The sequence below is a fragment of the Pedobacter psychrodurus genome (assembly GCF_004331735.1).
Classification (GTDB): Bacteria; Bacteroidota; Bacteroidia; order Sphingobacteriales; family Sphingobacteriaceae; genus Pedobacter; species Pedobacter psychrodurus.
Genome location: NZ_SJSO01000004.1, coordinates 16,133 through 42,639, shown reverse-complemented (window position 1 = coordinate 42,639; position 26,507 = coordinate 16,133). Strand labels below are relative to the sequence as shown.

At 36.2% G+C, this 26,507-nt stretch carries 33 protein-coding genes; 19 read left to right on the top strand and 14 right to left on the bottom strand.

Annotation, left to right across the window (positions count from 1 at the left end; translation table 11 throughout):
• Positions 1-42: 42 nt before the first annotated feature.
• The 4 genes from idi to EZ456_RS05435 all read right to left on the bottom strand — a co-directional run bounded on the left by idi (position 43) and on the right by EZ456_RS05435 (position 2,773).
• A complete protein-coding gene (idi, locus tag EZ456_RS05450; protein ID WP_131528096.1) occupies positions 43-585 on the bottom strand; it encodes an isopentenyl-diphosphate Delta-isomerase in 543 nt (180 codons plus the stop codon).
• Complete coding sequence (locus EZ456_RS05445; RefSeq protein ID WP_131528094.1) at positions 586-1,422, bottom strand: phytoene/squalene synthase family protein; 837 nt, start codon at positions 1,420-1,422, stop codon at positions 586-588.
• Positions 1,406-2,311: a MerR family transcriptional regulator gene (locus tag EZ456_RS05440; protein ID WP_131528092.1), complete on the bottom strand. Its 906-nt coding sequence runs from the start codon at positions 2,309-2,311 to the stop codon at positions 1,406-1,408. The genes EZ456_RS05445 and EZ456_RS05440 overlap by 17 nt, the downstream gene beginning before the upstream one ends.
• A gap of 186 nt (positions 2,312-2,497) precedes the next feature.
• Positions 2,498-2,773: a hypothetical protein gene (locus EZ456_RS05435; RefSeq protein WP_131528090.1), complete on the bottom strand. Its 276-nt coding sequence runs from the start codon at positions 2,771-2,773 to the stop codon at positions 2,498-2,500.
• A gap of 290 nt (positions 2,774-3,063) precedes the next feature.
• Here EZ456_RS05435 and EZ456_RS05430 point away from each other — a divergent pair, with 290 nt between their 5' ends.
• The 9 genes from EZ456_RS05430 to EZ456_RS05390 all read left to right on the top strand — a co-directional run bounded on the left by EZ456_RS05430 (position 3,064) and on the right by EZ456_RS05390 (position 10,206).
• Positions 3,064-3,804, top strand: coding sequence for a LytR/AlgR family response regulator transcription factor (locus tag EZ456_RS05430; RefSeq protein WP_131528088.1), 741 nt, complete (start codon positions 3,064-3,066; stop codon positions 3,802-3,804).
• 91 nt (positions 3,805-3,895) lie between these two features.
• A complete protein-coding gene (locus EZ456_RS05425) occupies positions 3,896-4,978 on the top strand; it encodes a sensor histidine kinase (protein WP_131528086.1) in 1,083 nt (360 codons plus the stop codon).
• 164 nt (positions 4,979-5,142) lie between these two features.
• The gene (locus EZ456_RS05420) at positions 5,143-5,901 is read left to right on the top strand and encodes a LytR/AlgR family response regulator transcription factor (RefSeq protein WP_131528084.1); all 759 of its coding nucleotides are present in this window, start codon (positions 5,143-5,145) and stop codon (positions 5,899-5,901) included.
• A gap of 124 nt (positions 5,902-6,025) precedes the next feature.
• Positions 6,026-6,379, top strand: a complete 354-nt coding sequence (locus EZ456_RS05415; protein ID WP_225876489.1) for a response regulator — start codon at positions 6,026-6,028, stop codon at positions 6,377-6,379.
• An 8-nt stretch (positions 6,380-6,387) separates the two neighbouring features.
• Positions 6,388-7,017, top strand: a complete 630-nt coding sequence (locus tag EZ456_RS05410) for a hypothetical protein (protein ID WP_131528080.1) — start codon at positions 6,388-6,390, stop codon at positions 7,015-7,017.
• 126 nt (positions 7,018-7,143) lie between these two features.
• Positions 7,144-8,517 (top strand): exonuclease domain-containing protein, encoded by a 1,374-nt coding sequence (locus tag EZ456_RS05405; protein WP_131528077.1) that lies wholly within the window; start codon positions 7,144-7,146, stop codon positions 8,515-8,517.
• Positions 8,518-8,533: 16 nt separating this feature from the next.
• On the top strand, positions 8,534-8,869 hold the full coding sequence (locus EZ456_RS05400) for an MmcQ/YjbR family DNA-binding protein (RefSeq protein WP_131528075.1): 336 nt from the start codon (positions 8,534-8,536) through the stop codon (positions 8,867-8,869).
• A 281-nt stretch (positions 8,870-9,150) separates the two neighbouring features.
• Complete coding sequence (locus EZ456_RS05395) at positions 9,151-9,567, top strand: VOC family protein (protein ID WP_131528073.1); 417 nt, start codon at positions 9,151-9,153, stop codon at positions 9,565-9,567.
• A gap of 204 nt (positions 9,568-9,771) precedes the next feature.
• Positions 9,772-10,206, top strand: coding sequence for an SRPBCC family protein (locus EZ456_RS05390; RefSeq protein ID WP_131528071.1), 435 nt, complete (start codon positions 9,772-9,774; stop codon positions 10,204-10,206).
• A gap of 228 nt (positions 10,207-10,434) precedes the next feature.
• Here EZ456_RS05390 and bioA read toward each other — a convergent pair whose 3' ends face one another.
• The 3 genes from bioA to EZ456_RS05375 are packed head-to-tail and all read right to left on the bottom strand — an operon-like array spanning position 10,435 to position 13,167.
• On the bottom strand, positions 10,435-11,739 hold the full coding sequence (bioA, locus tag EZ456_RS05385) for an adenosylmethionine--8-amino-7-oxononanoate transaminase (RefSeq protein ID WP_225876473.1): 1,305 nt from the start codon (positions 11,737-11,739) through the stop codon (positions 10,435-10,437).
• Positions 11,740-11,741: 2 nt separating this feature from the next.
• On the bottom strand, positions 11,742-12,194 hold the full coding sequence (locus tag EZ456_RS05380) for an NUDIX domain-containing protein (protein WP_131528069.1): 453 nt from the start codon (positions 12,192-12,194) through the stop codon (positions 11,742-11,744).
• The gene (locus tag EZ456_RS05375; protein ID WP_131528067.1) at positions 12,181-13,167 is read right to left on the bottom strand and encodes a cation diffusion facilitator family transporter; all 987 of its coding nucleotides are present in this window, start codon (positions 13,165-13,167) and stop codon (positions 12,181-12,183) included. The genes EZ456_RS05380 and EZ456_RS05375 overlap by 14 nt, the downstream gene beginning before the upstream one ends.
• 113 nt (positions 13,168-13,280) lie before the next feature.
• On the opposite strand from EZ456_RS05375, the gene EZ456_RS05370 reads away from it, so the two are divergent.
• Entirely contained in the window at positions 13,281-14,477 is a 1,197-nt protein-coding gene (locus EZ456_RS05370) for a pyridoxal phosphate-dependent aminotransferase (protein WP_205945033.1), read from the top strand.
• Between the two features lie 366 nt (positions 14,478-14,843).
• Here the strand turns inward: EZ456_RS05370 and EZ456_RS05365 are convergent, their stop codons facing one another.
• Complete coding sequence (locus EZ456_RS05365) at positions 14,844-16,088, bottom strand: ABC transporter permease (protein ID WP_131528065.1); 1,245 nt, start codon at positions 16,086-16,088, stop codon at positions 14,844-14,846.
• A gap of 200 nt (positions 16,089-16,288) precedes the next feature.
• Between EZ456_RS05365 and queA the strand changes: the two genes are divergently transcribed.
• Positions 16,289-17,338 (top strand): tRNA preQ1(34) S-adenosylmethionine ribosyltransferase-isomerase QueA, encoded by a 1,050-nt coding sequence (gene queA / locus EZ456_RS05360; protein WP_131528062.1) that lies wholly within the window; start codon positions 16,289-16,291, stop codon positions 17,336-17,338.
• Between the two features lie 73 nt (positions 17,339-17,411).
• A complete protein-coding gene (locus tag EZ456_RS05355; protein ID WP_131528060.1) occupies positions 17,412-18,077 on the top strand; it encodes a 2-C-methyl-D-erythritol 4-phosphate cytidylyltransferase in 666 nt (221 codons plus the stop codon).
• 101 nt (positions 18,078-18,178) lie between these two features.
• Here the strand turns inward: EZ456_RS05355 and EZ456_RS05350 are convergent, their stop codons facing one another.
• The 6 genes from EZ456_RS05350 to EZ456_RS05325 form a co-directional block, all read right to left on the bottom strand.
• Positions 18,179-18,337, bottom strand: a complete 159-nt coding sequence (locus EZ456_RS05350) for a lmo0937 family membrane protein (RefSeq protein ID WP_108199010.1) — start codon at positions 18,335-18,337, stop codon at positions 18,179-18,181.
• A 184-nt stretch (positions 18,338-18,521) separates the two neighbouring features.
• Positions 18,522-18,743: a DUF2795 domain-containing protein gene (locus tag EZ456_RS05345; RefSeq protein ID WP_010603503.1), complete on the bottom strand. Its 222-nt coding sequence runs from the start codon at positions 18,741-18,743 to the stop codon at positions 18,522-18,524.
• An 85-nt stretch (positions 18,744-18,828) separates the two neighbouring features.
• Positions 18,829-19,377, bottom strand: a complete 549-nt coding sequence (locus tag EZ456_RS05340; protein WP_131528058.1) for a cob(I)yrinic acid a,c-diamide adenosyltransferase — start codon at positions 19,375-19,377, stop codon at positions 18,829-18,831.
• A gap of 67 nt (positions 19,378-19,444) precedes the next feature.
• A complete protein-coding gene (locus tag EZ456_RS05335) occupies positions 19,445-20,203 on the bottom strand; it encodes an ABC transporter ATP-binding protein (protein WP_131528056.1) in 759 nt (252 codons plus the stop codon).
• A gap of 79 nt (positions 20,204-20,282) precedes the next feature.
• The gene (gene gatC, locus EZ456_RS05330; RefSeq protein ID WP_131528054.1) at positions 20,283-20,573 is read right to left on the bottom strand and encodes an Asp-tRNA(Asn)/Glu-tRNA(Gln) amidotransferase subunit GatC; all 291 of its coding nucleotides are present in this window, start codon (positions 20,571-20,573) and stop codon (positions 20,283-20,285) included.
• 2 nt (positions 20,574-20,575) lie between these two features.
• The gene (locus EZ456_RS05325) at positions 20,576-21,301 is read right to left on the bottom strand and encodes a lysophospholipid acyltransferase family protein (protein WP_131528052.1); all 726 of its coding nucleotides are present in this window, start codon (positions 21,299-21,301) and stop codon (positions 20,576-20,578) included.
• Positions 21,302-21,814: 513 nt separating this feature from the next.
• Between EZ456_RS05325 and trpS the strand changes: the two genes are divergently transcribed.
• From trpS to EZ456_RS05285, 7 genes are all read left to right on the top strand, one after another.
• On the top strand, positions 21,815-22,813 hold the full coding sequence (gene trpS / locus EZ456_RS05320; RefSeq protein ID WP_131528050.1) for a tryptophan--tRNA ligase: 999 nt from the start codon (positions 21,815-21,817) through the stop codon (positions 22,811-22,813).
• Between the two features lie 78 nt (positions 22,814-22,891).
• Positions 22,892-23,506 (top strand): deoxynucleoside kinase, encoded by a 615-nt coding sequence (locus EZ456_RS05315; RefSeq protein ID WP_025144984.1) that lies wholly within the window; start codon positions 22,892-22,894, stop codon positions 23,504-23,506.
• A gap of 62 nt (positions 23,507-23,568) precedes the next feature.
• A complete protein-coding gene (locus EZ456_RS25510; protein ID WP_131528048.1) occupies positions 23,569-23,772 on the top strand; it encodes a DUF5808 domain-containing protein in 204 nt (67 codons plus the stop codon).
• On the top strand, positions 23,769-24,557 hold the full coding sequence (gene kdsB, locus EZ456_RS05305) for a 3-deoxy-manno-octulosonate cytidylyltransferase (RefSeq protein ID WP_131528046.1): 789 nt from the start codon (positions 23,769-23,771) through the stop codon (positions 24,555-24,557). The genes EZ456_RS25510 and kdsB overlap by 4 nt, the downstream gene beginning before the upstream one ends.
• 246 nt (positions 24,558-24,803) lie before the next feature.
• Complete coding sequence (locus EZ456_RS05295) at positions 24,804-25,373, top strand: hypothetical protein (protein WP_131528044.1); 570 nt, start codon at positions 24,804-24,806, stop codon at positions 25,371-25,373.
• Positions 25,374-25,384: 11 nt separating this feature from the next.
• Positions 25,385-25,951, top strand: a complete 567-nt coding sequence (locus EZ456_RS05290; RefSeq protein ID WP_131528042.1) for a hypothetical protein — start codon at positions 25,385-25,387, stop codon at positions 25,949-25,951.
• Positions 25,952-25,979: 28 nt separating this feature from the next.
• Complete coding sequence (locus EZ456_RS05285; protein WP_131528039.1) at positions 25,980-26,456, top strand: DinB family protein; 477 nt, start codon at positions 25,980-25,982, stop codon at positions 26,454-26,456.
• Positions 26,457-26,507: the final 51 nt, after the last annotated feature.

Genomic DNA, 26,507 nt, shown 5'->3' with positions numbered 1-26,507 from the left:
TATTTGTCCTCGAGAGCGTTAATTTAGATACGGGTATATGGCTTAGGCTGTATGCCCGTTTTTTGTTTTAGCAGTGGATGCATGCGCTACAACTTTATCTAAACAAATTCTTAACCATGGAGTATAGGCACCTGGATTAACAGCAATATCTTGTGTTAACGCTTCCAAATCCATATACTTAAAGGTTTCTACTTCTTCATAGTTTATAATAGGTAATTCATCACTCATGCCAAAAAAAACATGGTCTACCTCGTGTTCCGTTAAGCCATCTTCAAATATTGCTTTGTAGGTAAATTTAAACAAATAGTTCAATTCGCAACCCATCCCCATTTCCTCCATCAATCTCCTTCTTGCTGCGTTGATATTACTTTCTCCAATCCGAGGATGACTACAGCAGGTATTCGTCCATAAGCCTGCAGAATGATATTTGCTCATTGCTCTTTGTTGCAGCAACAGTTCGCGTTTAGAATTAAAAATAAAAACGGAAAAGGCACGGTGTAATGCACCTTTTTCATGTGCTTCCATTTTATCCATCTGCCCTTTCGGTATATCCTCCTCATCAACCAGAATAACTTGCTCTTCCATTTAAATTACATTTAACTTATTACGGATAATCGAATCGAACATCAAACCAACTTTATGCGTGTTCGAAATCCTTATCCTTTCAGTCATAATTTTTTCAGCACTTAAACGCTTAATCTTTGCGAATAATTTTTTGTAATAGATATAGGACAAATATACGCCATTTCTAGAACCTGTAGGCAACTGCTTAATACCAGTTAATGCCATTGCGAATTCTGCTTCGATTTCTTTTTCGATTTCTTTTTTTTGATGATCGCAGAATAGGGCTAAATTAACATTAGGGAAATAATTTCGATTAAGCGTTTGATGATCAGCCTTAACATCCCTCAAAAAATTAACCTTTTGAAATGCAGAACCCAATTTCATGGCGTAAGGTTTCAATTGTTCGTAATCTGCAGTGCTACCATGGGTAAAAACTTTTAAGCACATCAACCCTACCACTTCTGCAGAGCCTAAAATATAATCGTTATAAAGTTCGGGAGTATATTTTTGTGTCGAAAGATCCATCTCCATACTCCTCAGAAAAAGAACAATCAGCTCCTGATCTATCTGGTATTGATTTACGACCTTTTGAAATGAATTTAAGATGGGGTTTAAACTAATGCCCAAGTTAAGGGCTTCGAAGGTATCCAGTTTAAATTTATCTAATAAAAATTTCTTGTCATAATGATGGAAACTATCTACAATTTCATCCGCTAAACGCACAAATCCATAAATAGCATGTATGGGTTGGCGTAGTTCTTTACCAAGAAAATAAATACCATAAGAAAAGCTAGTACTATACAACTTAGTGGTAAGCCGACTACAATCGGCAGATAGTTGATCAAAAATTTCTTTCATGTAAAACTGGATATTGTATTGTTTTTTCAAATTCATCGAGCGTTTTAAACCAGTTGATGTGATTGATATTGTTTAGTTTACCGATAACCTGGCTATTTCCGGCAAGATGGATTTTGCTGGATGAACATATTTCGGACAGTTGATCTATGAATTTCTGTGCCGCAGGCGCTAATCTCGATTTTATCATAAAAAGTAAAACATGGTTCACATTTAATGTCGAAAATACTCGCTTTATTGAATCCAATGGAACCTTGCTGCCTAAAAAAATAACTTGATGATGATGTAGCCTCAGCATATAACTGGCAAAAAGCAGCCCAATATCGTGTTCCTCATCTTCTGGCAAAAAAAGAAGCCAGCTTTCACCAGAATGCCTTGTTAACGGAAGATTGTTGATATGGACAAATATTTTTTGACGGATAATATTTGATAAAAAATGCTCGTGAGCAGGACAAATATCGTCTTTTCGCCACATTAATCCCAAACGAACCAATAGTGGATACATAATTTTCCGATAGCAATCAGAAAGCCCTAACTTATCAATGCTTTGATCAATTAAATGATTAAAAGAGTGGTCATCGAAAGCTAAACCATGCCGGATAAGTTGTGAAATATAATAGTCAGCTTGCTCATCATCAGATGAATAAGAAAACTGCTGATCGAGAAGTTTATCAATCGCCTCATCTGAAAGACTGCAAATTTTAGAAATTTTTAAGCCGCTTTTATTTAAACTTACAATGTTTAATAGTTTTGTGAGCTGCTTATCGTCATATAAACGGGTATTACCTTGCGATCGCATCGGACTCAGCGCATTATACCGCTGCTCCCAGATCCTGATAGTATGAGAATGAATGCCCGAAAGCTGTTCAAGATCTGAAATAGAGTAAGTCATTATTTTGTTTAAATATATTCAATAAAATTTAAACAAAAAGAAGAAAAAAAAGTTTTTTACTAAAATTTGCTAAATGTATTGTCTGATATTTCTATGTTAATCGTTCTAATTGGGCTTCACATACATGAAATATACACTATTAGACACAGCAAATTTTAACTACTAATTAGTGTATAAAGCAATCGGTTAAAATGCCTTTTCGGTAAGTAATACTCCCCTTTCGCCGTTACTTGTTTCTATGGTATGCACGTGTTTGTATGAATGGCTGAAGAAATCGTAGCCATGTTCCCTTTGTTTAATAGCCACTGTACTTACCGGGTAATTTAAGTTAGTTTGCATGCACTGCAAACTGCCATTGGCCAATAGAAGAAAATCACAATCGTAACCTTGCTCCTGCAGTTCAATAACCTTTTTAGTAATAGACACGTTTAATCTATTGGTGGTGCGAATTCTATTTTTCATGGGATATTGTTTTAGGTAATTAGGGATGATTATTTGGTTATTAAATATATCTATTAATAACTACGATTCAAAATACAATATATTGTTATACAAGCAATTAAATAGATTTGTTTTATTTATTTGGTAAAAAATTTTTATTATGGATTTTCACTGATTATGTTTCTTGCAGAAAAAAAAACATATACGTATCATATTTACTACAAAAACCAACTAAACACCATTACAGGGCTAAAATAATTTCTTTATTTAAAAAGCAAGCTATAATTTCGCTTAACCTTAAAACATACCTAATGAAATTAACCTGTATCGTAATTGATGACGACATTCACGCCGTCAACGGTATAAAATCATACATCAATAATCTCACAAATATTCATTTAATAAAATCGTATACAGATCCCTTACAGGCATTAAACGAAATTACCGCAGGAGATAATGTTGACATTGTTTTTATAGATGTTGATATGCCTATGATTTCGGGATTAGAATTATCAAAAGCAATTAGACATAAAACAGATAAATTAATATTTACCACTTCGCATTCTAAATACGCTTATGAAGCTTTTGAAATGAATGCAAGCGCTTATTTATTAAAACCATATACCTTTGCCCGTTTTGCGGAGACCATTAACCGATTATTTCCCCTTAGCCCTGGCTTACCGAATGTTAGTATTAAGCAAGAGGATGATTATTTCTTTGTCAGGAATAAAAATGAGAAGAACAATTTGATTAAAGTAAGGTATACCGATATCATTGCAGTAGAAAGTCTACAAAACTATGTCCGGATTTTTACCTTAAACGAAACGATTGTTTCATACATAGCATTATCAGAGATAAAAATCATTTTAAAAGACTATCAGAATTTTGCCCAGGCACATCGCTCTTTTATTATCGCAAAAAACTACATTGAAAAAGTAGAAGGAAATACCTTAAAAATGATCAATGATTTAACCATCAATATTGGAAATAGTTACCGTGAGAGCATACAGGACTACATAAAAGAGAAAACGATTAAAACTAATCGATCTTAAACTAATTTTTTAGTATATTCGTTATCTAAACAATTAAACGCCTACGGTTTTATTGTTTATGATTTATAGCCGTTCCCCAATTAACTAGCCAATGACGCTTATCGCTAAAAAAAACAAATTACAAAAAATTTTAAATTGGTTTTCCGACAAAAGACTTCACATTTTAAGTTGGACCATATTCATATTTTACGAAGCCATAATCATCGGCATCTTTGCTGGCAGATTTTCTACCCTGAGCACTTATGTTATTTTTTATAGTTTAAACATATTTACATTTTATTTTCATGCACACGTAGTTTTAGCTTTTGCCCTAAAAAAACTTAACGAAAGATGGTGGAAATTACCCTTATTTATTTTACTCGAACTGGGTGCCTACTTAATATTAACGGTTTGTTTAGACTATATCGTAATTAATTATACCGATTATAATGGTCCCATTAAACTGATATTTAACGCAGCTTTTTTTGCTGCGCCGATTTATCGTGCCATATATTTTATGTGTTTTGCTACCAGTTACTATTTTCTCCTTAATTTTCTCGAAGAGCGGAAGAAGATTGAAGATCTTGAAAAACAACGGTTAAATAACATTATCCAAATAGCTAAATCAGAAAATGCATTTTTAAAGGCGCAAATACAGCCACACCTGTTATTTAATACTTTAGATTTTATTTATCAAAATGCTAAAGATTCATCTCCAGTTGCCGCAGAAGCCATTCATTCTCTTGCAGAGATGATGCGCTATTCGGTAGACAGCAATAAGGATAAAGAATTTATTTTGCTTGATGAGGAGATTAATCAGGTAGAAAACCTCATCAACCTGCATCAGCTCCGTAAAGATCACCATGTAAAGCTCCGTTTCTGGTACGACGACGAAATACGTGATACTCAAATCATTCCCCTAGTGTTAACCACTTTAGTAGAAAATATGTTTAAACATGGCGAACTGCTTACAGAATCACATCCTGCCGAGGTGAGTTTGAAGATAGTACATGGTCAACTTATTATAGAAACTTCTAACTTAATAAAGGCAGTTAAAGATAGCTCTGGTTTAAGTTCTGGAATGGAAAACATAAAGAAGCGCTTAGATTACACCTATGGCAAAAATGCTGATTTCAACTACTTTACTGATTCAAACCAGTATTTCAAGGTAATTCTAATCATTAAACTTAAATAAAAAAAATTGCTTTACTAATTTTTAGTTTAAAATCTCATATTACACAATAATCTCAGAAGAAAAGCTGATTTTCCTTGCCGAATACATAAAAATCCGTTTCGAATGTATTTTTTTTCCATTTTACTGGTTGAAATTGTAATTTGCATCAACTAAACCTATAAAAAATGTCAATAAGTTGTATCGCTATTGATGATGATCCTCATTCCCTAGAGAGCTTAATAGCATATATGGACAAGCTGCCCGATTTAAAGCTTATCCAAACTTTTACTGAACCGCTCCAAGCCCTGGCAGAAATATCGGTATCTAATCCTGTCGACATTATTTTTATGGATGTCGAAATGCCTTCGCTTTCAGGAATCGAACTGGCAAGCCTGTTAAGGCAAAAAACAAAACACCTTGTTTTCACCACTGCACACCCAAGGTATGCAATCGATGCTTTTAAGGTAGACGCAGATGCTTATTTGCTTAAGCCCTACTCTATTTTACATTTTGCTAAAACAATAAATAACCTCTACCCAACTGGAAAAAAAGAACAACATCCTTTTTCTATTTTCGACGATCATTTCTTTTATATCCCTTTACAAGGAGAAAATGGCGATTTGGTAAGAATAGATCTGGATGATTTAATTGCAGTAGAAGAAATGGGAGAGGATATTCAATTTAAAACTACAAAAAATGCTTTTTTAAGTTCAAAATCTAATTTTATCAAGACTTTGAAAATGTTGAAAAAAAATTCCGCATTTATCCAGGTTAACCCCACTGTTGTTATTGCAAAGCAGCATATCAAGAGTGTACTTGGCAACAAAATACTGCTTTCTGGCGAAACATCCTTTACTGTTTCAGGTGCATATATAGAACTTTTTGCAAATTTTATTAAGAACAATTTACTGCAAGAAAAACCCCGTCCTGGCACCATAATGTAGTCTTTAATAGCCTAACATCAGCATCTCTATCAATTTTTAACGCATAATCAAAACATTACGTCCCAAACTTTGTATTAGGATAATCTATTTATTATTAATTAATGATTTATCTGTTTTGAAAAGAGTGTTGATTGTGGATGATGATCCAGATATATTAGAAGTTTTCCAGGATGTATTAGAAACTGAACATTATAAAGTTTATCCGTTACTATCGCCTAGGTATATTTTTAAAACCATAAAAGATTTTGGTCCCGATCTGATCATTCTAGACATTATGTTAAATGGAATGGATGGGCGTGCCGTATTTAAAGCGTTAAGGTTAAATCCAGAAACAGAAAACATACCCATTATTTTGGCATCGGCCAGGTATGATGAAAATTATATCTCGTCTCAAAAATACCATCCTGATGATTATTTAGAAAAACCCTTTAACATGGCAGATTTACTCCAAAAAGTAAATGCTTTAACCGAAAATTAAAATCAGATATGAAATTAAAATTACTAACACCTCTTCTATTGTTATGTGCAACAATATCAATCAAAGTTAAAGCACAAAGCAGACCTGATAAACTCTATTCGATGAGTGGAATTGGATTTGCATTCCCAATGGGTGAAACTTCGGATTATTTTAAGCCAAAATTTTCAACATCTTTAGGTATAAATTTAGGTTTAGGCAATGGTGGATTGTTCCTGTATCCAAAAGTAAGTTTACATGCTTTCACTTTTAACCAGATTACCCCAGATGCAGGATATACTTATACCCTTCAAAAAGGAAGAGCAACCACCTATTTATTAAATGTAGCACTAGGTTACCGGAAGATTGTAAATAAATGGGCATTTTATGGTTTTGCGGGTGCCGGTGGAGGAATTATTCTTACTCCTCAGGCGGGGGTCAATACGTCAACTTTACAGGTTACCCAAGATAATAAATCAAACAGTTTGGGTATTGCCGAAGGTGGCGCCGGTATCGAATACAATATTGGAGGCGCTAATTTATTTGTGGAGGCCAGTTACATGTATGGTTTTAGTAAAATCCAGAACAGGGCTTTTAACACTGTACCAATCTCTGTTGGTATTAAACCTAATTTAAGCAAACTGCTTAGTAAACTTAAATAACAGCTATATACAAAATACAGGAGCGGTTACGTTAAATACGTAGCCGCTTTTTTTATGCTAAAGAAATAATCAAAATTATTTTCATACTAATTATTTTAGCATAGATTTGTATCTAAAATTAATTTAATGTTATACGCAGTTGTAGATATCGAAACCACTGGCGGTCATGCCTCAGCAAATGGTATTACCGAGGTTGCCATTAACATCCATGATGGCAATGAAATAGTTGAATCTTACACTACCCTGATTAATCCGAAGCAGCCTATACCCGTTTACATTACGGCGCTTACAGGTATTGATGATAACATGTTATTGGATGCCCCAACTTTTGATGACGTTGCTTTACAGATTTATCAACTATTAAACGATAAGATTTTTGTGGCACACAATGTAAACTTCGATTATTCCTTTTTGAAGCATCATTTGGCAACTGCAGGATACGATTTACAATGCAGAAAACTGTGTACCGTAAGATTAAGCAGAAAACTAATTCCTGGCAAATCTTCTTATAGTTTAGGAAAACTTTGTACAGCGTTGCAGATACCGATTCAAAATCGACACCGGGCAGCGGGAGATGCAGATGCAACAAGTATCCTTTTCAATTTATTACTGGAATGCGACCAAGAAGGCATAATAGCCGATATGCTGAAGAAAACATCGAAAGAACAGGTTTTACCGCCCCACTTAGATAAAGCTTCTATTTTGCGGTTACCTCATCAGCCTGGTGTATATTATTTTAAAGATAGTAAGGGCAAAATTATTTATGTTGGAAAAGCGAAAGATCTTAAAAAACGCGTAACCAGTCACTTTACCGGTAACACACCCAACCGACAGCGGCAGGAGTTTTTACGCACTATTCATCATGTAGACCACGTAATTTGCGGCACCGAACTGATGGCCTTAATTTTAGAAGCCAATGAAATTAAACGCCTTTGGCCAGAAAATAACCGGGCAATGAAGCGCTATGAGCATAAATATGATCTATATGTTTTCGAAGATCAAAACGGCTATTTTCGTTTAGCTATTGATAAACATAAAAAAAACAATAATGCACTGCAAAGTTTCAACAGTTTATTGGAAGGCTATAATTTTTTAAATCAACTGGTTGACAAATACCAACTTTGTGCAAAGCTTTGTTATTTGCAAAAAACAGTAACCAAATGTTATGCCCATGAAAATGGCCAGTGTTTTGGTGCTTGCAGTGGAATAGAGACTGTTAGTGTTTATAATAAAAAATTAAACACTGCATTGGCCGATATCCAGAAACAACAACCAAGTTTCGCATTGGTGGATGAAGGCAGAAAAGATGACGAGTTTAGCTGTTTGGTTGTAGAGAATGGAAAATTTTATGGGATGGGTTACTTTACGGATAAGGATTATCTTGCGGATGGCCTGGCCCCCATCAAAAACGATTTATCTATCTATAAATCCAACAGTTATATTTTAAATTTAATTCTGAATTACGCAGAACAACATCCACAGAAATTGTATAAATTGTAACAATCAATTATATCCCATGGATTCATCAACTTTTATAGCACATTGTTTATCTTTTGATGAAGTTATTGAACTGCCACATTTCGAAAAAACATCTTTCCGGGTAAATAAAAAGATCTTTGCTACATTAAATATTCAAAAAAAGCAGGCGACATTCAAATTATCAGCAATTGATCAGTCTGTTTTTTGTGATTTTGATCAGAACAGAATATGGCCGGCTACCGGGGCATGGGGTAAACAAGGATGGACTATTTTTGACCTAACAGCATTAACAGATGAAACGATCTTCGATGCGCTTACACTTTCTTATTGTAACGTAGCGACTAAAAAGCTTTCCGAAAAATACAAATATTAGGTACCTCATTCCTAAAGTAACATGTCTATGCTTAATGAGCTAAAATGCTCTTAAATGTCTTACATGGTAAAAATTAACACAAAAGGCTAAAATTAGCAGGTTGACCCTATAGAATTATAAGAAAATATAAACTGATAACATTATTATTTTTTAATGCCCAACGGGGTAAAAACTTACTACTAAAATAAATTGTCTCAAACAGCCCTGCAAATTTTCTTTTTTAGCAAGGACAACTCTACAGCTGCTTACCTATCTTTACTTACATCAAAATATAAAACGTTATGATAAAATCACTTTGGATAAATCTTCCGGTAAAAGACATTAACAAGTCTAAAGCATTCTTCACGCAACTAGGTTTCACGCTTAACCTTCAGTATGGTACCCGCGAAGATTCTGCGTGTTTTTTAGTAGGAGAAAGCAATTTAGCAATTATGCTTTTTGAAGAAACTTTGTACGAGGGTTTTGCAGGAACCAGCATTGCCGATAAACGCAATGGTGGTGAAGTATTATTCTCCTTTGATGCAGAAAGCCCGGAAGAAGTGGATGACCTTGCGCAAAAAGTGGTAGCCGCAGGTGGTACACTTTATGGCGAGCCTGGTTACAAAGATGGCTGGATGTATGGCTGTGGTTTTGTTGACCTGGACGGACAAAGATGGAGTATTCTTTATATGGATATGAGCAAAATGCCCTTGGGTTAGTTTTTATCATTCAAGAAAAATAAACTAAAATTTAACGGAATGCGGTTTGGTAGAAATTACCCAACAAGGCCGCGACTGATTGTAACATACAATTTCAAAAACTCGCAGAAGTATCTAAGTGGGTAGAACAATACCGTGTTTTTTGGGCAAGCAAATTAGATGCTTTAGAAATACTCTATCAAAAGAGACAAAATCAAAATAAAGATGGAAAACGAACCAATTATTGTAGAACGGGTGTACAACGCCCCTATCGAAAAAGTTTGGAAAGCTTTAACCGACAATAACGAAATTAAACAATGGTATTTTCAATTGGAAGACTTTAAGCCAGAAGTGAGTTTTAAATTTGAGTTTTCTGGTGGACCGGAAGATGGACCGCAATATTTACATCTCTGCGAAATAACAGAAATAGTTGAAGGCAGAAAACTCGCTTACACTTGGCGGTATGATGGCTACCCAGGCCATTCAGTTGTTAGCTGGGAGTTATTTGAGCAAGGCGAGCAAACAAGGCTTAAATTAACACATAGCGGCATAGAAAGCTTTGCTGAGAACGGCCCTGACTTTGCCAAAACAAGTTTCAATGGCGGCTGGACTTATTTTGTTAATGATGCGCTTAAAAATTATTTCGAGGCTGAATCGTAGTTTCACTTGTTTCGTCATTCTGAGAAGTCAGTTTCAGGAAAAGCAAAGAAGTTTGAATGACAGATTTAGTCGATTCGTCATTCCCAACTTGATTGGGAATCTTAATGCTTTAGCTTAATTTGTAAATTGCTTTAAGATTCCCACCTGCGTGGGAATGACGACCATTCCAAAAGACAAATACTAGATTCAAATACTGGTCGTAGCTTCTCGCTACGACTTAAAAGCTACCTATACCTCTTCCAAAGCCGATTTTATGGCTGCATAAATGTAATTGAGATCTTCATCACTGATTACATAAGGTGGGAGAATATAGATGATATTACCTAATGGCCGCAATATAATTCCTTTATCTAAAAAGTAAGCATACAACAAATTACGCAGATTACTTAAATAAGAAGTTTCATTCCCTGTTTCCCACTCAATTGCGATAATTGTTCCCGTTTGCCTAATGGCTTTAACTTTAGGATGCGCTTTAATTTCTTCAAGAAAAACAGCATGTTTGGCCTCTACCCGTTTAATATTCTGAAGTGTTTCGCTTTTTAACAAAATATCTAAACTCGCTAAAGAAGCTACACAAGCAATCGGGTTTGCTGTAAAAGAGTGTCCGTGATAAAGCGTTTTTAATTTATCGTCGCTTAAGAATGCTTCAAAAATCTCATTCGTACAGGTGGTTACCCCTAATGGCATTGTTCCACCGGTTAAACCTTTGCTTAAACAGATGATATCAGGCTTATTAATTAATTTCTCGCAGGCAAAGTAAGTTCCCGTTCTACCAAAACCCGTCATTACCTCATCAGCAATGGTTAAAATCGCGGCTTCTTTACAAGCCGATAAAAGTTGATCCAAATGTTTAGCTTCGTACATCAACATCCCGCCAGATCCTAGAATGAGTGGTTCGAAGATAAAACAAGCGGTATCGGTAAGATTTGAGATATGAGATATGAGATGTGAGATATTATCTTCGTTTGGAAGATCAATAAATTCAACATCGAATAATAAACTATTAAAAGCATCGGTAAAAATACTGCGGCCACTAACAGACATGGCGCCAAAAGTATCGCCATGATAGGCATTTTTAAAGGCTAAAATCTTCGTTTTTGGCGTGCCATTATTGTCCCAGTACTGCAGGCACATTTTTAAGGCTACCTCTACCGCGGTTGATCCATTATCGGTATAAAAAACTTTATCTTGTTTGCCTGGTAAAATAGGCAAGAGCCTTTCTGCCAGCAATACAGCGGACTCGTGCGTAAAACCTGCAAAAATTACGTGTTCGAGCACATTGAGCTGTTCGGCTACTTTTTGTGCAATATAAGGGTGTGAATGACCGTGAATATTCACCCACCAGGATGAAACCGCATCGATATACCGTTTACCATCCTCATCAAAAACGTATACCCCTTCACCCCTAACAATTGGGATATGAGGAAGTGCATTTTTCATTTGGGTATAGGGATGCCAGATTACCTTTTTATCGCGTTCAGCCAAGTTGAGGTTTGAGGAAGGAGCTAAGATTTGGTCGTTATCGAGCATCATGATTATAAGTTAACTGAATATTGATTTTTTAAAAGCTGGCCTACGGTTTTATCTGTTTTAAAAGTGATATCTTCAATACTTAAATCTTCAATTTTCACCCACCTAAAAGCCTGAAGAATTTCACCTTCTCCATCAAAATCGTAAATGGTATCTTTAAAGGCCAACTGCAAAGGAGCTTTTTCTTTAACGATATAATACACGCTAATTACCTGGCTATCGTTAAATGACGATTTTTCAAAAAAATCTGTAGTATAAAAATGAGATAATACTTCAATTTCAGCATCGCACTCTTCCACAAACTCACGTTTTAATCCATCGATTAAGCCTTCGCCAAGTTCTAAACCACCCCCCGGAAACTTACTGAAACGAAAGCCATATTCTTCCTCATCACTTACCAAAACCTCATTATTCTGGTTAATTAACAATCCATAAACCCTAACATTAAAGTAGCTCATTTTCGAAATGTTTTTTATTCTTAATTACTATTTCTGGCGTCCATACAATTTCCTTTTTAAAGGTCTCTGCCCTCACCGGACATTCACTCATATGGCAATAATGGCAACACTCAGGCAAACATGGATCTGCATGAATAAAGAGCTCTGCTTTACGAAAGCCATTTTTGTTGATCAGTTCATCAATCTGCGAAATTTCGCGGTGAACTTTATTTAAATCAAAGTAGTATGGCAATGTTACATGGCAATCGATATGAAATTCAGGGCCATATTGCTGGGTACGAAGATTGTGCACATCAATCCACGGGTTGTGCCTGTTCTTTTGTAAAACATCTACTACTTCTTCAACAAGTGTAAAATCACTTTCATCCATTAATCCACCCACCGAACCACGGGTAAGTTTATAACCAGAATAAACAATATAAAAGCCTACCAAAAAAGAAAGTAAGCTATCTAGCCAAATAATATTTGTTAGCTGAATTAATATTAAGCCAAAAACAATCGCTACACTGGTATAGGTATCAGTTAATAAATGTTTGCCATCAGCCTGCAATGTAACCGAATGTTCATCTTTACCTACGTTTATGAGGTATAGACCAACAATTAGATTAATTAAACCCGTAATACCAATAATTAGTGTTCCGGTTAATAGCTCCCCTACTACATGAGGATAAATAAGGTTATACGATGATTTGAAAATAATAACCACTCCCGCAATCAGAATCAATATCCCTTCAACAAAGGCAGAGAAAAACTCCACCTTCCCATGTCCATAAGGATGATTTTCGTCGCGGGGTTGCGTACTAAGATAGATGCTATAAAAGGCGAAACTCCCTGCAATTACGTTTACAATACTCTCTGCTGCATCTGTTAAGATGGCATTCGATCCCGTAATAAAATACGCAACAAACTTGGCCAACATCAGCACCACACTCACCACCAGAGAAATTATTATTGCTTTCTTTTTTACCGACACAAGGATATTTTTTTCAAAAATACGCTTATCGAATAAATTAAATGAGAAAAACTATGTCTTTTTTAGTGCAGAATAATATTTGGTTTATATATTTGCGCTCAAAGTAATTAACCATGAGCACCTTATCCAAAAGAATCAACAGTCTATCTGAATCTGCAACCCTTAAAATGACCAAACTTGGCCGCGAATTAGCGTCAAAGGGCATTAACATTATTAGTTTAAGTGTTGGCGAACCCGATTTCAATACACCCGATCACGTAAAAAATGCAGCTAAAAAAGCATTAGACGAGAATTATACGCGCTATTCACCAGTACCGGGCTACCCAGATCTGCGCCAGGCGATCGTGAATAAGTTAAAAACAGAAAACAACCTGGATTATGATATTTCTCAGATCGTTGTTTCAACAGGTGCTAAACAATCACTATCGAATGTTATTTTAACTTTAATTGATCCGGATGATGAAGTAATCATACCTACACCTTACTGGGTTTCATATTCAGAAATGGTAACCCTGGCTGAAGGAAAATCTGTTTTTATCGATACGGACATCGAAAGTAATTTCAAAATCACTCCTGCACAGTTAGAAGCAGCCATTACACCGAAATCGAAGTTATTTATGTTTTCTTCACCTTGTAATCCAACAGGTTCGGTTTATAGTAAAGAAGAATTAGCAGCTTTGGTTGCCGTTTTCGAAAAACACCCTAATATCTATATCTTATCTGATGAGATTTATGAGCACATTAACTTTGTTGATAAACACGAGTCTATTGCGCAATTCGGCAGCATTAAAGACCGTGTAATCATTGTTAATGGTTTCTCTAAAGCTTTCGCCATGACGGGTTGGAGATTAGGTTATATTGCAGCTAATAAAGAAATTGCAGCAGCAAATGATAAATTACAAGGACAAACAACATCTGGAACGTGTTCTATTGCGCAAAGAGCAGGGATTGTTGCTTACGAGCAGGGTTTAGCAAGTGTTTTAGAAATGAAAGAAGCATTTTTACGCCGTAGAGAATTGGTTTACAATTTATTAAATGAAATTCCAGGTGTAAAAACAAATCTTCCTGATGGGGCTTTTTACTTTTTCCCGGAAATCAGCTCTTTCTTCGGTAAAAAAGATGCTGACGGAAACGTGATTAAAGATTCATCAGACCTGGCTTTGTATTTATTAAACGTTGGTCATGTAGCAACCGTTGGTGGCGATTCGTTTGGTAACAACAACTACATTCGTTTATCATACGCAGCATCAGACGAGAGTTTGGTTGAAGCATTAAGAAGAATTAAAGAAGCTTTAGGTAAGTTAGCCTAACAAGTTTTCAGTTAACCGTTTACTGTTAGCAACATCATCATAAAAACCCATGTTAATTAAGTTTAACATGGGTTTTTTATTTATATCATATCTCAAGAAAAAAAGGTTCGTCATCTCGACTGAAGCCCAGCGGAATGGAGAGATCTATTGCAACAGATTTCTCGACTGCGTTGCACCCCGCTCGAAATGACGATATGGTGTTTGAAAATGAAAGCAAGCATTTCATCGGAGAATCCAGTCCTTCTTTCCGTTACAAGTCCTCTCCCGATGAAAAATCGGGATGTGGGCTTTCCACTGCAATAAGGTTTATGAACTACGGAAGTGCAGAAAACTGCTAATTGCTAACTAAAAACGGCTAACTGAAAACTAGCTCCTAATCGCTTCTACCGGATCTAATCTTGATGCTGAATATGCTGGCCAAAAACCAGAGATAGTGCCGATAATAATCGATATTCCAATACCTAAGGCAATATTATTCAAGCCCAGTATAATATGGAAATCTGTGGCCGCACCAATCCCCAATGCGAGCAGAAAGACCAGTAATAGGCCCAGCAAGCCACCCAAAATACAAAGTGAGATAGATTCAAATATGAATTGAAGCAAGATAAAATAGTTTTTAGCACCCAACGATTTTTGGATACCAATAATATTGGTACGTTCTTTAACCGATACAAACATGATATTGGCAATACTAAAACCACCAACCAAGATCGAAAACCCACCTATTACCCAACCGGCAATATTCACCATTTTAAACATCGAATCTAACTGGTTAGAAATAATGGTGGTTTTATTTAGTGCAAAATCTTCTTCCTGGCCAGGCTTAATTCTGTGGATAGAGCGCATTAAACCTTTCAATTCGCTTTCTACCTCTTCTAAGCTCACGTTATCCTTACCACGAACGGTAATTTGTGGACCGTAGCGTTCACTTTGGATATCTAAAACACCTTTTGCAAAAGCAATTGGAATATTTACGTTTTTGTCAAGAGAGGTACCCAACATATCTTCTCCTTCTTTTTTGAAAACACCAACAACAGTTAATCTTCTTCCTAAAATCTGCACTTGTTTACCTACTGGCGCATCGCCATCAAAAAGTCCATCTGCAATATCAGAGCCTAATATACAAACAGGTGAACCGTTTTTACTCTCATTTTCGGTAAAATACCGGCCGTCCTGAAGTTCGAAATTCCAAGTTTTATTAAAATCGTGTGATGCTGCCCATACCGAAATCCCTTCTACTGAGCTACTTCTATATTTGATTGTCCTATCGTTAGTCGATATTTCGAATGTAACGCCTTGTGCATTTTCAATTCTTTCGCGGAGGGCTTCAAAATCGCGCAACGAAGGCTGAGGGCGGTTCATATATTTCCACCAAGGGTAATTATCGCCAAAACTCCAAGGCCATTTTTGAATATAAATCGTGTTAGAGCCCAGTTTATCTACACTGGCCTGCAATTTACCGCGAAAGGTATCTACCGCAGAGAATACAGCAATAATGGTAAAAATACCGATTGTTATAGCCAAAAGCGATAACATGGTGCGTAATTTATTCTGGCGCAACGCATCAAATGCAAAACGGAAACTCTCGCCTATTAGCCTAAAAATTATCATAATTAAAGATTAGATGCAAAGCCTTTGAAAAGGTTACAGCTTATCTTCAAAACTAATTAATTTTATGTCTACAATGCATTAATCGCCCTGTATTATTTGATTTAAAATGATTAAAACATAATATACATAAAATGCGTTTGATAAAATACGGAAAAGAAAAATTAAATTCGTATTTTTGCACCTCAAAAAATTCATCAAGAATGAAATTATCACAATTCAAATTCAACTTACCTGAATCATTAATAGCCAACAATCCGGCAGAACAACGCGATGAAGCTCGCCTGATGGTTTTACACAAAGACAGCGGTAAAATTGAACATAAAATTTTCAAAGACGTTTTAGGTTATTTCGATGACAAAGACGTAATGATATTAAATAATACTAAGGTTTTCCCTGCTCGTTTATATGGCAATAAAGAGAAAACTGGTGCAACCATTGAGGTTTTCTTGCTACGTGAATTAAACAAGGAATTACGTTTATGGGATGTTTTGGTAGATCCGGCACGTAAAATCCGCGTAGGCAATAAATTATATTTTGGCGACGACGATTTATTGGTTGCCGAGGTTGTAGATAACACCACATCACGTGGCCGTACCATCCGTTTCTTATTTGAAGGTACTGACGAAGAATTCAGAAAAAACGTTGAAATTTTAGGTGAAACCCCACTTCCTAAGTATATTAAACGTAAAGCTACCGCCGAAGATAAAGAACGTTATCAAACTATTTTCGCTAAACATGAAGGTGCAGTAGCTGCTCCAACTGCAGGTTTACACTTTAGTCGTGAGTTGATGAAACGCCTTGAACTTAAAGGTATAGAATTTGCAGAAGTAACGCTACATGTTGGTTTAGGAACTTTCAGAACTGTTGAGGTTGAAGATTTAACCAAACACAAAATGGATTCTGAGCAGTTTATTATCGAGCAAAAAGATGCAAGTATCGTAAATAAAGCTTTAGAGGAAAAAAGAAAAATCTGCGCGGTGGGTACCACTTCAATGCGTGCAATTGAATCGGCTGTTTCTGCAAACAGAACATTAAAATCAGCTAGCGATTGGACCAGTAAGTTTATCTTCCCTCCTTACGATTTCAATATTGCAAACTCAATGATTACCAATTTCCATACACCAGAATCTACTTTATTGATGATGGTAAGTGCATTTGGCGGATACGAAAACGTTATGAATGCTTACGAAGTTGCAGTAAAAGAAAAATATAAATTTTACAGCTACGGCGACGCCATGCTAATTATATAGATTTGAGTATTGAGATGTGAGATTTGAGTTATACAAGTCTCATATCTCAAATCTATAATCTCATCTCTTAAATATGAAATACTACGCTATAATTGTAGCAGGCGGTTCTGGAAATCGGATGCAAACGGAAACCCCAAAACAATTTCTACTGCTCAAAAACCTTCCGGTTTTAATGCACACGATAAAAGCTTTTGCACAAAGCGATACTCAACCTAAAATTTTATTGGTTCTAAACGAAGATCAGCAAGGCTATTGGGCACGGTTATGCGAAGAATTTAATTTCCATGTACCGCACCAAGTTATCGATGGTGGCACGGAGCGTTTTCACTCCGTAAAAAATGCAATCCATGCTATAGAAGAAGAAAGTTATGTTGCCATTCACGACGCCGTTCGTCCTCTTGTTTCCAAATCACTTATCGACAATTGTTTTAAAGAAGCTGAGCTGCAGGGCAACGTTATTACAGCAGTGCAATCAAGCGACAGTGTACGCTTGCTTAGAGACGATAAAACAACTGCATTAAAACGTGATGAAATCTATTTAGTACAAACTCCACAAACTTTTAACCTTAACATTCTTAAAGAAGCCTATAACCAGGAGTTTAATTCTCATTTTACCGATGATGCAAGCGTGGTAGAATCTATAGGTTATGAAATTAATATCATCGAAGGAGAAAGAGGAAATATCAAAATTACTTACCCAATCGATCTGGAGCTTGCTGAATTGTTGCTGAAAAATTAAAATTAGAAAAAGGAGTTCCAAAAATGAAACTCCTTTTTTTAATTCATTATTTTAAACTGTTACTCACTTCTAAATTAATGAATATCGGTGCGATATATTTTTTACGTTGCCCGGCCAATTACTTTAAGCAGAATTGCAATAACTGCGATTACCAATAAAACGTGGATTATTCCGCCAACGTCGCCGAAGCCGTGAAATATAAATCCGATCACCCATAGTATCACCAATACTACTGCGACTAAATACAATAAATTTCCCATAGTGTTAATTTTTTAAGCAATGTTATATTATTGCTCTATTAACACATGGCTTTTCGGTTTTGTTTAAAAAATGTAAATTTTATTTACCCACACTCATCAATCCCTGTTAAATACGTTAAACCAAAAATGTAAGGCAAAAAAAAACCTTCCAGTTTTACTGAAAGGTTTTTATCTGTTTAAAATTCTAGTATTCATCTTCATTAAAGAAGAAATCTTCTTTAGTTGGATAATCTGGCCATATTTCCTCAATGGTTTCATAAGGTTCGCCATCATCTTCTAATGCCTGTAAGTTTTCAATTACTTCTACTGGGGCACCAGAGCGGATACCATAATCAATTAATTCGTCTTTAGTTGCAGGCCATGGTGCGTCTTCCAAGTGCGATGCTAATTCTAATGTCCAATACATATCGTCAATTCAATTAAATTCTTGTTCTTATTATTGCGCAAAGTATATTAAAATTTTTGAGCAAAACAAACTTATTTTTCCACTATTAAATCCGCGGAATCCAAATGTTTTCTTCCGCGCTGAAATAGACGGTCAGTTTTCGTGCCAAAACGAATAAATAATCGCTTAACCGATTCAAATAAACTGTTACACGCTCATCTACAAAGCTATTATCTGCAAGCGCTACTGTCAGGCGTTCTGCCCTTCTGCAAACACATCGTGCAATATGGCAGTAAGAAACTACAGTATTTCCACCAGGCAAAACAAAATGTTTTAAAGGCGGTAGCTTTTCGTTCATCAGATCCATCTCATTTTCCAACAAGATAACATCAGCATCGTGCAGATCAGGGATCTTCATTTTAGATGTTTCAGGGTCGGCTGCAAGCGATGAGCCGATAGTAAATAACCTATCCTGAATTTCTTTTAATAGTTTCTGGTCATGCGCATCAATATCTTGACACATAATTAATCCGATGTACGAATTTAATTCGTCAACAGTTCCATAGGTTTCGATACGTAAGTGGTATTTAGGCACACGGGTACCTCCAATGAGTGATGTTTGGCCCTTATCGCCTGTTTTAGTGTAGATTTTCATACCCCCTGCCCCCTTTGAGGGGGAATAATTATGTGAATCCTAATTCCCCTACAGGGGAATTAGGGCTTTAGTTAATTTTCTCAAAATCGTTGCCATTATCATTCAAAGCCTGCAAACGTGGAGAGACATTTTTTATATCTGTATTTAAATAATCGTTTTCAATCAAACCATCACGCATACGTACAATACGGTGGGCGTGTTGCGCGATATCTTCCTCATGCGTAACCAGAATAATGGTGTTCCCTTTGCTGTGAATTTCCTCCAACAAGCCCATTATTTCAATTGATGTTTTGGTATCTAAGTTACCTGTTGGCTCATCGGCTAAAATAATAGAGGGATTATTGATCAAAGCCCTGGCTACAGCCACACGTTGACGTTGACCGCCCGATAATTCATTGGGCTTATGATCCATACGATTGCCTAAGCCTACATTTTCTAATGCCTTAGCTGCTCTTGCATCCCTGTCCTTCTTACTGGTTCCGGCATAAATTAAGGGTAAGGCAACATTATCTAAAGATGTTGAACGTGGCAATAAGTTAAAGGTTTGAAAAACGAAACCGATCTCCTGGTTGCGCACTTCTGCCAAGGCATCATCACTCATGTGACTCACATTAGTTCCATTTAAAACATAGGTTCCGCTTGAAGGTGTATCCAAACAGCCTAAAATATTCATTAGGGTTGATTTACCAGAACCAGATGGGCCCATCAAGGCTACGAATTCGCCTTTATTAATATCTAAAGAAACTGATTTTAACGCGTGAATCACTTCAGACCCAATAACATATTTACGGCCAATTTCTTTTATAGTGATGAGTGGTTTCTCCATGTTTTTTCTTTTTTAGACAAGCGTAGCGGGTAAGATGTTACAAGCGGATTGAAAATTAAGCTCAAATGTTGTTGATCTATTATTTTTCAATAATTTTTGGCACCATGAAAAATTGGTCGGTATGCTTTGCGGCATTTTTCAGGCCATCAACCGTAGCTATTTCCTGCTTAACGACATCTTCTCTCCAAACATTTACCGATTCGTTCATATAAACCAGCGGTTTTACATTTGAAGTATCCAATTCATTTAACTTTTCCATAAAAGACAAAATTTTGTTCATTTCAGGGATCAGTATATCCACTTGTTTTTCATCAATATGAATTCTGGCCAGATCGGCTATTTTATGGATGGTTTTTGCGTCTAAATTCATATTTATACTAACTTACTATCAATCAATCTGTAAACCTTTTCTTTCAATACATCAGAATCAACATCGGCCAAAGTTGATGTATTTATGGGTTTGTGGACGTAAATATCGCAAATTCCTGGCTTACTTCCATACTTTGCTCCGTCATCCCAATTAATTTTCCAAACATCGGTAATACTAACAGGCACCAGGGCTATATTTTTATCAATAGCCAAACGGAACGGACCATTTTTAAACTCGCCTAACTTTGGTGGGTAATGGTCATCAATTTTACCCTCAGGAAAAATAACCAGGCTCATTCCCTTTTCTAGGTTCTCGCCAGCTTTTTTAAATGCTTTAAAAGCCGAAATCTTACTGTCACGGTTTACAGAAATATCGATGGTTTTAAAAAAAATGCCCAATACTGGATTATTCAACAATTCATCCTTTCCCATAAAGTGGAATTTACCATGCCCCATGATGCAGAAAATCATGATATCCAGATTAGATGTATGGTTGGCACAATAGATATAAGTTTGTTTTGAATTTAGCTTTTCTTCATATTGATAACGAAAAAAAACACCTGAAAACGAGCTGCACAAAAAACTATTGGCTTTTCTGAAAAAATTGAGGATGTTATAATATTTCTCATTACGAGAAGTAATGTAATATAAAGGATAGAACAGCGCGAAAAAAAACAGTATCCAGAATAAAAAACATACCCGGTGTACTTGTCTTAGAAAGTGAATCATAGATGATCAAAAATATAAAATAGTTTGATATTTAAAACAACTGATTGCATTGGGCCAAGAATATGATCGTAGAACACCAATCACTGGCGCCCTGCCGGTCTAAAGATCTCTCCTCCAAAGGAGTTCCTTCGGAACACTACGGTCGAGATGACGATTGTATTTAAAACAATTCATTCTTGCAAAACCGCTGTTTATAAACCTTATTGAAGTGTAAAGCCCACATCCCGATTTTTCATCGGGAGAGGACTTGTAACGGAAAGAAGGGCTAAAGTTTCCGATGAAATACTGACTTTGATTTCCAAATTATGGGTAATATCCTTGTGGTCGGTGAGATACCAAGCGCCATGAAAAGATTGCTTCGTCGTTCCTCCTCGCAATGACGAAGAAATAGCGAGAGATGACGATCGCGATATACCCACTCCAGTTGAGATGACGACTGCTCAAAAAAATCTTACCATTAAAATTGAAGCGATTTATGATTTGCTTGTATTTTATTTTTAATTTCGTGCCATTATGAAAGAAACAGTGGTGAGCGGCATTCGCTCAACAGGAAAATTACATTTGGGTAATTATTATGGTGCAGTTAAAAACTTCGTTCAAATGCAGAACGACTATAATTGCTACTTTTTTATCGCCGATTTACACTCTTTAACTACACACCCTACTCCAGCCGATTTACATGGAAATATTAAACATGTTTTGGTTGAATATCTGGCTAGTGGGATTGATCCAGAAAATAGCACCATTTATATACAAAGCGATGTTCCCGAAATTGCGGAGTTATATCTATATCTAAATATGAACGCTTATATGGGTGAATTGGAGCGCAGTACTTCTTTTAAAGATAAAGTACGTGCCAACCCTGATAACGTAAATGCAGGTTTATTAACCTACCCGGTATTAATGGCAGCCGATATTTTAATCCATAAGGCTACAAAAGTACCTGTTGGAAAAGATCAGGAGCAACATTTGGAAATGGCCCGTACTTTCGGAAACCGTTTCAACAGGTTATACAATACAGAATATTTCCCTGAACCTTACGCTTTTAGCTACTCTGATAAATTGGTTAAAGTACCTGGTTTAGATGGTAAAGGCAAAATGGGTAAATCAGAAGGTGAAGCGAATGCAGTCTATCTATCTGATGATCCTGAAACCATCCGCAAAAAAGTAATGAGAGCGGTTAGTGACGGTGGTCCGACAGAAGAAAACCAACCAAAACCTGAGCCTATACAGAATCTTTTCGATTTAATGAAAGTGGTTTCGAGTGCTGATACTCATGCTCATTTTGAAGATTTGTACAACAAAATGCAGATCCGTTACGGCGATTTTAAAAAACAACTGGCAGAAGATATGATTATCGCTACCGCACCAATGCGTGAGCGTATTCAGGATATCGCTAAAGATGATTCTTATTTAAGGCAGGTTGCTAAACATGGCGCATTAAAAGCCCGTGAAAGCGCACAAAAAACCATCAGAGAGGTTCGCAGTTTAATCGGGTTTAAAAGTTTTTAATTAATATTGTGGTAAGCGGATGGCGGTTGGCGCTATAATCGCCTGACGCAAAACGCTCACCGCAAAACGCAAGAAAATATGCACATAGCAATTGTAGGAAATATAGGTGCCGGTAAAACTACCTTAACAGGCTTGTTGGCCAAGAATTATGGATGGGAAGCTTTATACGAGGCTGTGGACAATAACCCCTATCTGGAGGATTTTTACAGCGACATGAAACGATGGAGCTTTAACCTTCAGATTTATTTCCTTAATAGTCGTTTTCAGCAAATTACCGATATTGAGGTAAATAAACGTAACGTTATCCAGGATAGAACAATTTACGAGGATGCACATATTTTTGCCGAAAACCTGCACGATATGGCTTTAATGACCACCCGCGATCATGATAATTACCGGGCCATTTTTGATAATATTACCTCTTTTATTAAACCACCTGATTTATTGGTTTACCTGCGTGCATCGGTACCTACACTGGTTAATAATATCCAGCGTCGTGGCCGTGAGTACGAAGCAGGTATCCGCATTGACTACCTTTCTAAACTGAACGAAAAATACGAAGCCTGGATTAAAGGTTATAACCTGGGTAAATTATTGATTTTAGATAAAGATAAATTAGATTTCACCAACAATCCAGAAGATTTAGGTACGGTAATCCAATCTATAGAAGCGGAGATTAACGGTTTATTTTAGTCCCCAGCCCCTAAAGGGGAGTTATAGGTGGAATACATTATTTAACTATAAATGCGATAAATATGGGAAAAGATTTCGAGCATGATACTGCAGAGAACTGGAAATGGGGTACTTTTTATTTCAATAAAAAAGACTCGAGATTAATTGTTCCGAAGCGTATAAAATTGCTTGGTTGGACATTCAATTTTGCACATCCGATATCTTATATTATCATCGCATTGATCTTCATATTTGTTTTTTATCAATTCTATCGAAAGAATATATGAGTGATAGAAATTTAAGCTCCACATTAGGAAATCCAAAAATTATCGGAATTATTCCTGCACGATATGCCTCTACCCGTTTTCCGGGAAAGCCTTTAGTAGATATTGCCGGAAAAACCATGATCCAAAGGGTTTACGAGCAAGCATCGAAAGCCGAAAGTTTATCGAAAGTAGTTATTGCCACCGATGATGTACGGATTGCTGATGAAGTGAAAAGGTTTGGTGGAGAATTTATCTTTACCTCAACTAATCACCAAAGTGGAACCGATAGATGCGCTGAAGTAATTGAAACTTTACCTGGCTACGATATTGTGATCAACATCCAGGGTGATGAACCTTTTATTGAGCCTGCACAGATTGAATTATTGGCAAGCTGCTTTACTGAAGAGAAAGTACAGTTAGCTACGCTAATTAAATCGATCCAGAGTCAGGAAAGTGTGTACAATCCGAATAGTCCTAAAGTGGTAATCGATGTAAATGGCCGAGCCATGTATTTTAGCCGTAGTCCGATTCCTTTTCTCAGAAATGGCGAACCGGGCGTATGGGCAGAGAAGCATCAGTTTTACAAGCACATCGGGATTTATGGTTACCGTACAGAATCTTTAAAAGCCATTACCAAATTACCACCATCTTCTTTAGAAATTGCCGAAAGCCTAGAGCAGCTTCGCTGGATTGAAAACGGATTTTATATCCAAACTAAGGTTACCGATCTGGAAACTGTTGCTATTGATACGCCCGAGGATTTATTAAAGCTGAACAAATTACTTAAAGCATTGAAACTAGAATAATTGGTTATAAGTTTAGGGGTTAGCGGTTAGTGCTACTCCCTAAACCATAAACACTCCCTAACCTATCTAATCACTAGTTCCATCTGGATATTGCAACCTGTATAAGGCCTTGGTTCGCCAGCCACTTTTTGGAAACCCAGTTTAGGGTAAAGATTTATGGCTGGTTTACGCAACTATAAATACTAAATTACAATATGCCATAGCATTAATTGCTTGAAGCCGATATTTTAGTATTTTCGTTTATCTATGAAAAAGAAAACGCTCCTATTTATTTTCTTATTATGTAACTCTGCCATTTTTGCGCAAAAACCGGCTGGCTTAATTGTGAAAACAAATCTTTTAAATTTGGTTGCTAAAAGACCTACCCTATCTGTAGAAAAGACCTTTTCTGATCTTTATGGTTTAGAGTTTGCCTATACCTCGGGAGAAATTAAAAATTTCGGTTACCGCGATTATTACCATTACGATGGTTTTTTACTGCGTGCAAAGAAATACATCAGGGCAATTAAAAATAGAGAAGCTAACGCTTTCTACGGTGCTTATTTCGGAAATCTAAATAAAACAGTGGTCTCACACAGCTCAGTAGATAATACGGGCTTTTTTAGTTGGGGCCATGATCGAGATTTTAAGGCAAGTTCTTTACGTTATGGTGGAACTTTTGGGGTATCATTTATCCCAAAGAAACATTTTCTCTTAGAAGGATTAACAGGATTAGGCTATGGGAACTATTTTAATGTTCATAATAATTTAAACAGCAAACTACCAAATGGATATTTTGACTTTCAATTGTGGCTATCAGTTGGTTATTCCTTTTAATTTTAAACGGCATGATAAAATTTGTAGTTTTGAGTATGAGAAATATATCGCTCTTCGTTGCTATCTGCCTTTTAGCACTTGTTGCCTGCAATTCAAACGGCAAAAAAGAAACCAATGCCATTGAGTTTAAAAATGTTAACCAAAGCCTTGCCAAATCTTTTTCTGATTTAAAACGGTTGGATACTTTTAAGATCGAACTTACCGGCAGAAAACCCGAAGAAATGGTATTGAACTTCACCATTAAAAATGCTGATGGAAAAGAAATTTACAACACCAAAGTCAAAGGAACTGAATTATTGGGCAGTACCGATCCAAATGTTGACTTATCAAAAGAAAAAGATCAGATTATTTTCTTAAAAACCATTGCTGATGATTTTTTTAGCGATGATAACTTTCTGGAACCAGCGGTAATGCCCGAAGATAAGGCCGATAATTATACCCCTGATAAAGCACTTTACGAAGAATTAAAGAAATCGGGCTTAAATGGATTTAAGTATCGTTTAGGAAAAGAAAACAACATTTACATTGCCTGGAGTGAAAAAGAACAGAAAGTGAAGATTTACTACAACTGCTGCTAACGGGGAAAACAGACACAAAAATTTAGAAATGAAAAGATCTGAATTTATTGCAAACCGACTAAGGGAGGTTTTATTAAACGGATATTGGATTGCCAATACCAACTACAAGGAACAATTATTGAGCATTACCTGGCAACAGGCCGTACACCAAATAGCAGATTTAAATACAATTGCAGCTTTAACCTATCATATCAATTATTACTTGGCTGGCCTTTTAAACGTATTTAAAGGGGGGCTGCTAGAAATTAAGGATCAGTATAGTTTCGACCTGCCACCGATACAATCAGAAACAGATTGGAAAAAGCTGGTGGAAGAGTTTTTGGTAAATTCGGCATCTTTCGCCAATGAAGTAGCCCAAATGCGTGACGAAAAATTAGATCAGGTATTTATTGATGAAAAATACGGCACCTATCTACGTAATGTAGAAGGTGTAATAGAACATAGTTACTACCATCTTGGACAGCTAGTACTTATCAAAAAACTAATTTTTGCAGCAGGAAAATAAAATGCCATTCTCCTCAGCGCTAAGCTCTCCCCTCTTCTCGTTATCAAAAAA

What these genes read in the sequence shown, in the direction of transcription:
- idi (WP_131528096.1), bottom strand. Translation starts at nt 585, where the DNA reads ATGGAAGAGCAAGTTATTCTGGTTGATGAGGAGGATATACCGAAAGGG.
- EZ456_RS05445 (WP_131528094.1), bottom strand. Translation starts at nt 1,422, where the DNA reads ATGAAAGAAATTTTTGATCAACTATCTGCCGATTGTAGTCGGCTTACC.
- EZ456_RS05440 (WP_131528092.1), bottom strand. Translation starts at nt 2,311, where the DNA reads ATGACTTACTCTATTTCAGATCTTGAACAGCTTTCGGGCATTCATTCT.
- EZ456_RS05435 (WP_131528090.1), bottom strand. Translation starts at nt 2,773, where the DNA reads ATGAAAAATAGAATTCGCACCACCAATAGATTAAACGTGTCTATTACT.
- EZ456_RS05430 (WP_131528088.1), top strand. Translation starts at nt 3,064, where the DNA reads ATGAAATTAACCTGTATCGTAATTGATGACGACATTCACGCCGTCAAC.
- EZ456_RS05425 (WP_131528086.1), top strand. Translation starts at nt 3,896, where the DNA reads ATGACGCTTATCGCTAAAAAAAACAAATTACAAAAAATTTTAAATTGG.
- EZ456_RS05420 (WP_131528084.1), top strand. Translation starts at nt 5,143, where the DNA reads ATGTCAATAAGTTGTATCGCTATTGATGATGATCCTCATTCCCTAGAG.
- EZ456_RS05410 (WP_131528080.1), top strand. Translation starts at nt 6,388, where the DNA reads ATGAAATTAAAATTACTAACACCTCTTCTATTGTTATGTGCAACAATA.
- EZ456_RS05405 (WP_131528077.1), top strand. Translation starts at nt 7,144, where the DNA reads ATGTTATACGCAGTTGTAGATATCGAAACCACTGGCGGTCATGCCTCA.
- EZ456_RS05400 (WP_131528075.1), top strand. Translation starts at nt 8,534, where the DNA reads ATGGATTCATCAACTTTTATAGCACATTGTTTATCTTTTGATGAAGTT.
- EZ456_RS05395 (WP_131528073.1), top strand. Translation starts at nt 9,151, where the DNA reads ATGATAAAATCACTTTGGATAAATCTTCCGGTAAAAGACATTAACAAG.
- EZ456_RS05390 (WP_131528071.1), top strand. Translation starts at nt 9,772, where the DNA reads ATGGAAAACGAACCAATTATTGTAGAACGGGTGTACAACGCCCCTATC.
- bioA (WP_225876473.1), bottom strand. Translation starts at nt 11,739, where the DNA reads ATGATGCTCGATAACGACCAAATCTTAGCTCCTTCCTCAAACCTCAAC.
- EZ456_RS05380 (WP_131528069.1), bottom strand. Translation starts at nt 12,194, where the DNA reads ATGAGCTACTTTAATGTTAGGGTTTATGGATTGTTAATTAACCAGAAT.
- EZ456_RS05370 (WP_205945033.1), top strand. Translation starts at nt 13,281, where the DNA reads ATGAGCACCTTATCCAAAAGAATCAACAGTCTATCTGAATCTGCAACC.
- EZ456_RS05365 (WP_131528065.1), bottom strand. Translation starts at nt 16,088, where the DNA reads ATGATAATTTTTAGGCTAATAGGCGAGAGTTTCCGTTTTGCATTTGAT.
- queA (WP_131528062.1), top strand. Translation starts at nt 16,289, where the DNA reads ATGAAATTATCACAATTCAAATTCAACTTACCTGAATCATTAATAGCC.
- EZ456_RS05355 (WP_131528060.1), top strand. Translation starts at nt 17,412, where the DNA reads ATGAAATACTACGCTATAATTGTAGCAGGCGGTTCTGGAAATCGGATG.
- EZ456_RS05350 (WP_108199010.1), bottom strand. Translation starts at nt 18,337, where the DNA reads ATGGGAAATTTATTGTATTTAGTCGCAGTAGTATTGGTGATACTATGG.
- EZ456_RS05345 (WP_010603503.1), bottom strand. Translation starts at nt 18,743, where the DNA reads ATGTATTGGACATTAGAATTAGCATCGCACTTGGAAGACGCACCATGG.
- EZ456_RS05340 (WP_131528058.1), bottom strand. Translation starts at nt 19,377, where the DNA reads ATGAAAATCTACACTAAAACAGGCGATAAGGGCCAAACATCACTCATT.
- EZ456_RS05335 (WP_131528056.1), bottom strand. Translation starts at nt 20,203, where the DNA reads ATGGAGAAACCACTCATCACTATAAAAGAAATTGGCCGTAAATATGTT.
- gatC (WP_131528054.1), bottom strand. Translation starts at nt 20,573, where the DNA reads ATGAATTTAGACGCAAAAACCATCCATAAAATAGCCGATCTGGCCAGA.
- EZ456_RS05325 (WP_131528052.1), bottom strand. Translation starts at nt 21,301, where the DNA reads ATGATTCACTTTCTAAGACAAGTACACCGGGTATGTTTTTTATTCTGG.
- trpS (WP_131528050.1), top strand. Translation starts at nt 21,815, where the DNA reads ATGAAAGAAACAGTGGTGAGCGGCATTCGCTCAACAGGAAAATTACAT.
- EZ456_RS05315 (WP_025144984.1), top strand. Translation starts at nt 22,892, where the DNA reads ATGCACATAGCAATTGTAGGAAATATAGGTGCCGGTAAAACTACCTTA.
- EZ456_RS25510 (WP_131528048.1), top strand. Translation starts at nt 23,569, where the DNA reads ATGGGAAAAGATTTCGAGCATGATACTGCAGAGAACTGGAAATGGGGT.
- kdsB (WP_131528046.1), top strand. Translation starts at nt 23,769, where the DNA reads ATGAGTGATAGAAATTTAAGCTCCACATTAGGAAATCCAAAAATTATC.
- EZ456_RS05295 (WP_131528044.1), top strand. Translation starts at nt 24,804, where the DNA reads ATGAAAAAGAAAACGCTCCTATTTATTTTCTTATTATGTAACTCTGCC.
- EZ456_RS05290 (WP_131528042.1), top strand. Translation starts at nt 25,385, where the DNA reads ATGATAAAATTTGTAGTTTTGAGTATGAGAAATATATCGCTCTTCGTT.
- EZ456_RS05285 (WP_131528039.1), top strand. Translation starts at nt 25,980, where the DNA reads ATGAAAAGATCTGAATTTATTGCAAACCGACTAAGGGAGGTTTTATTA.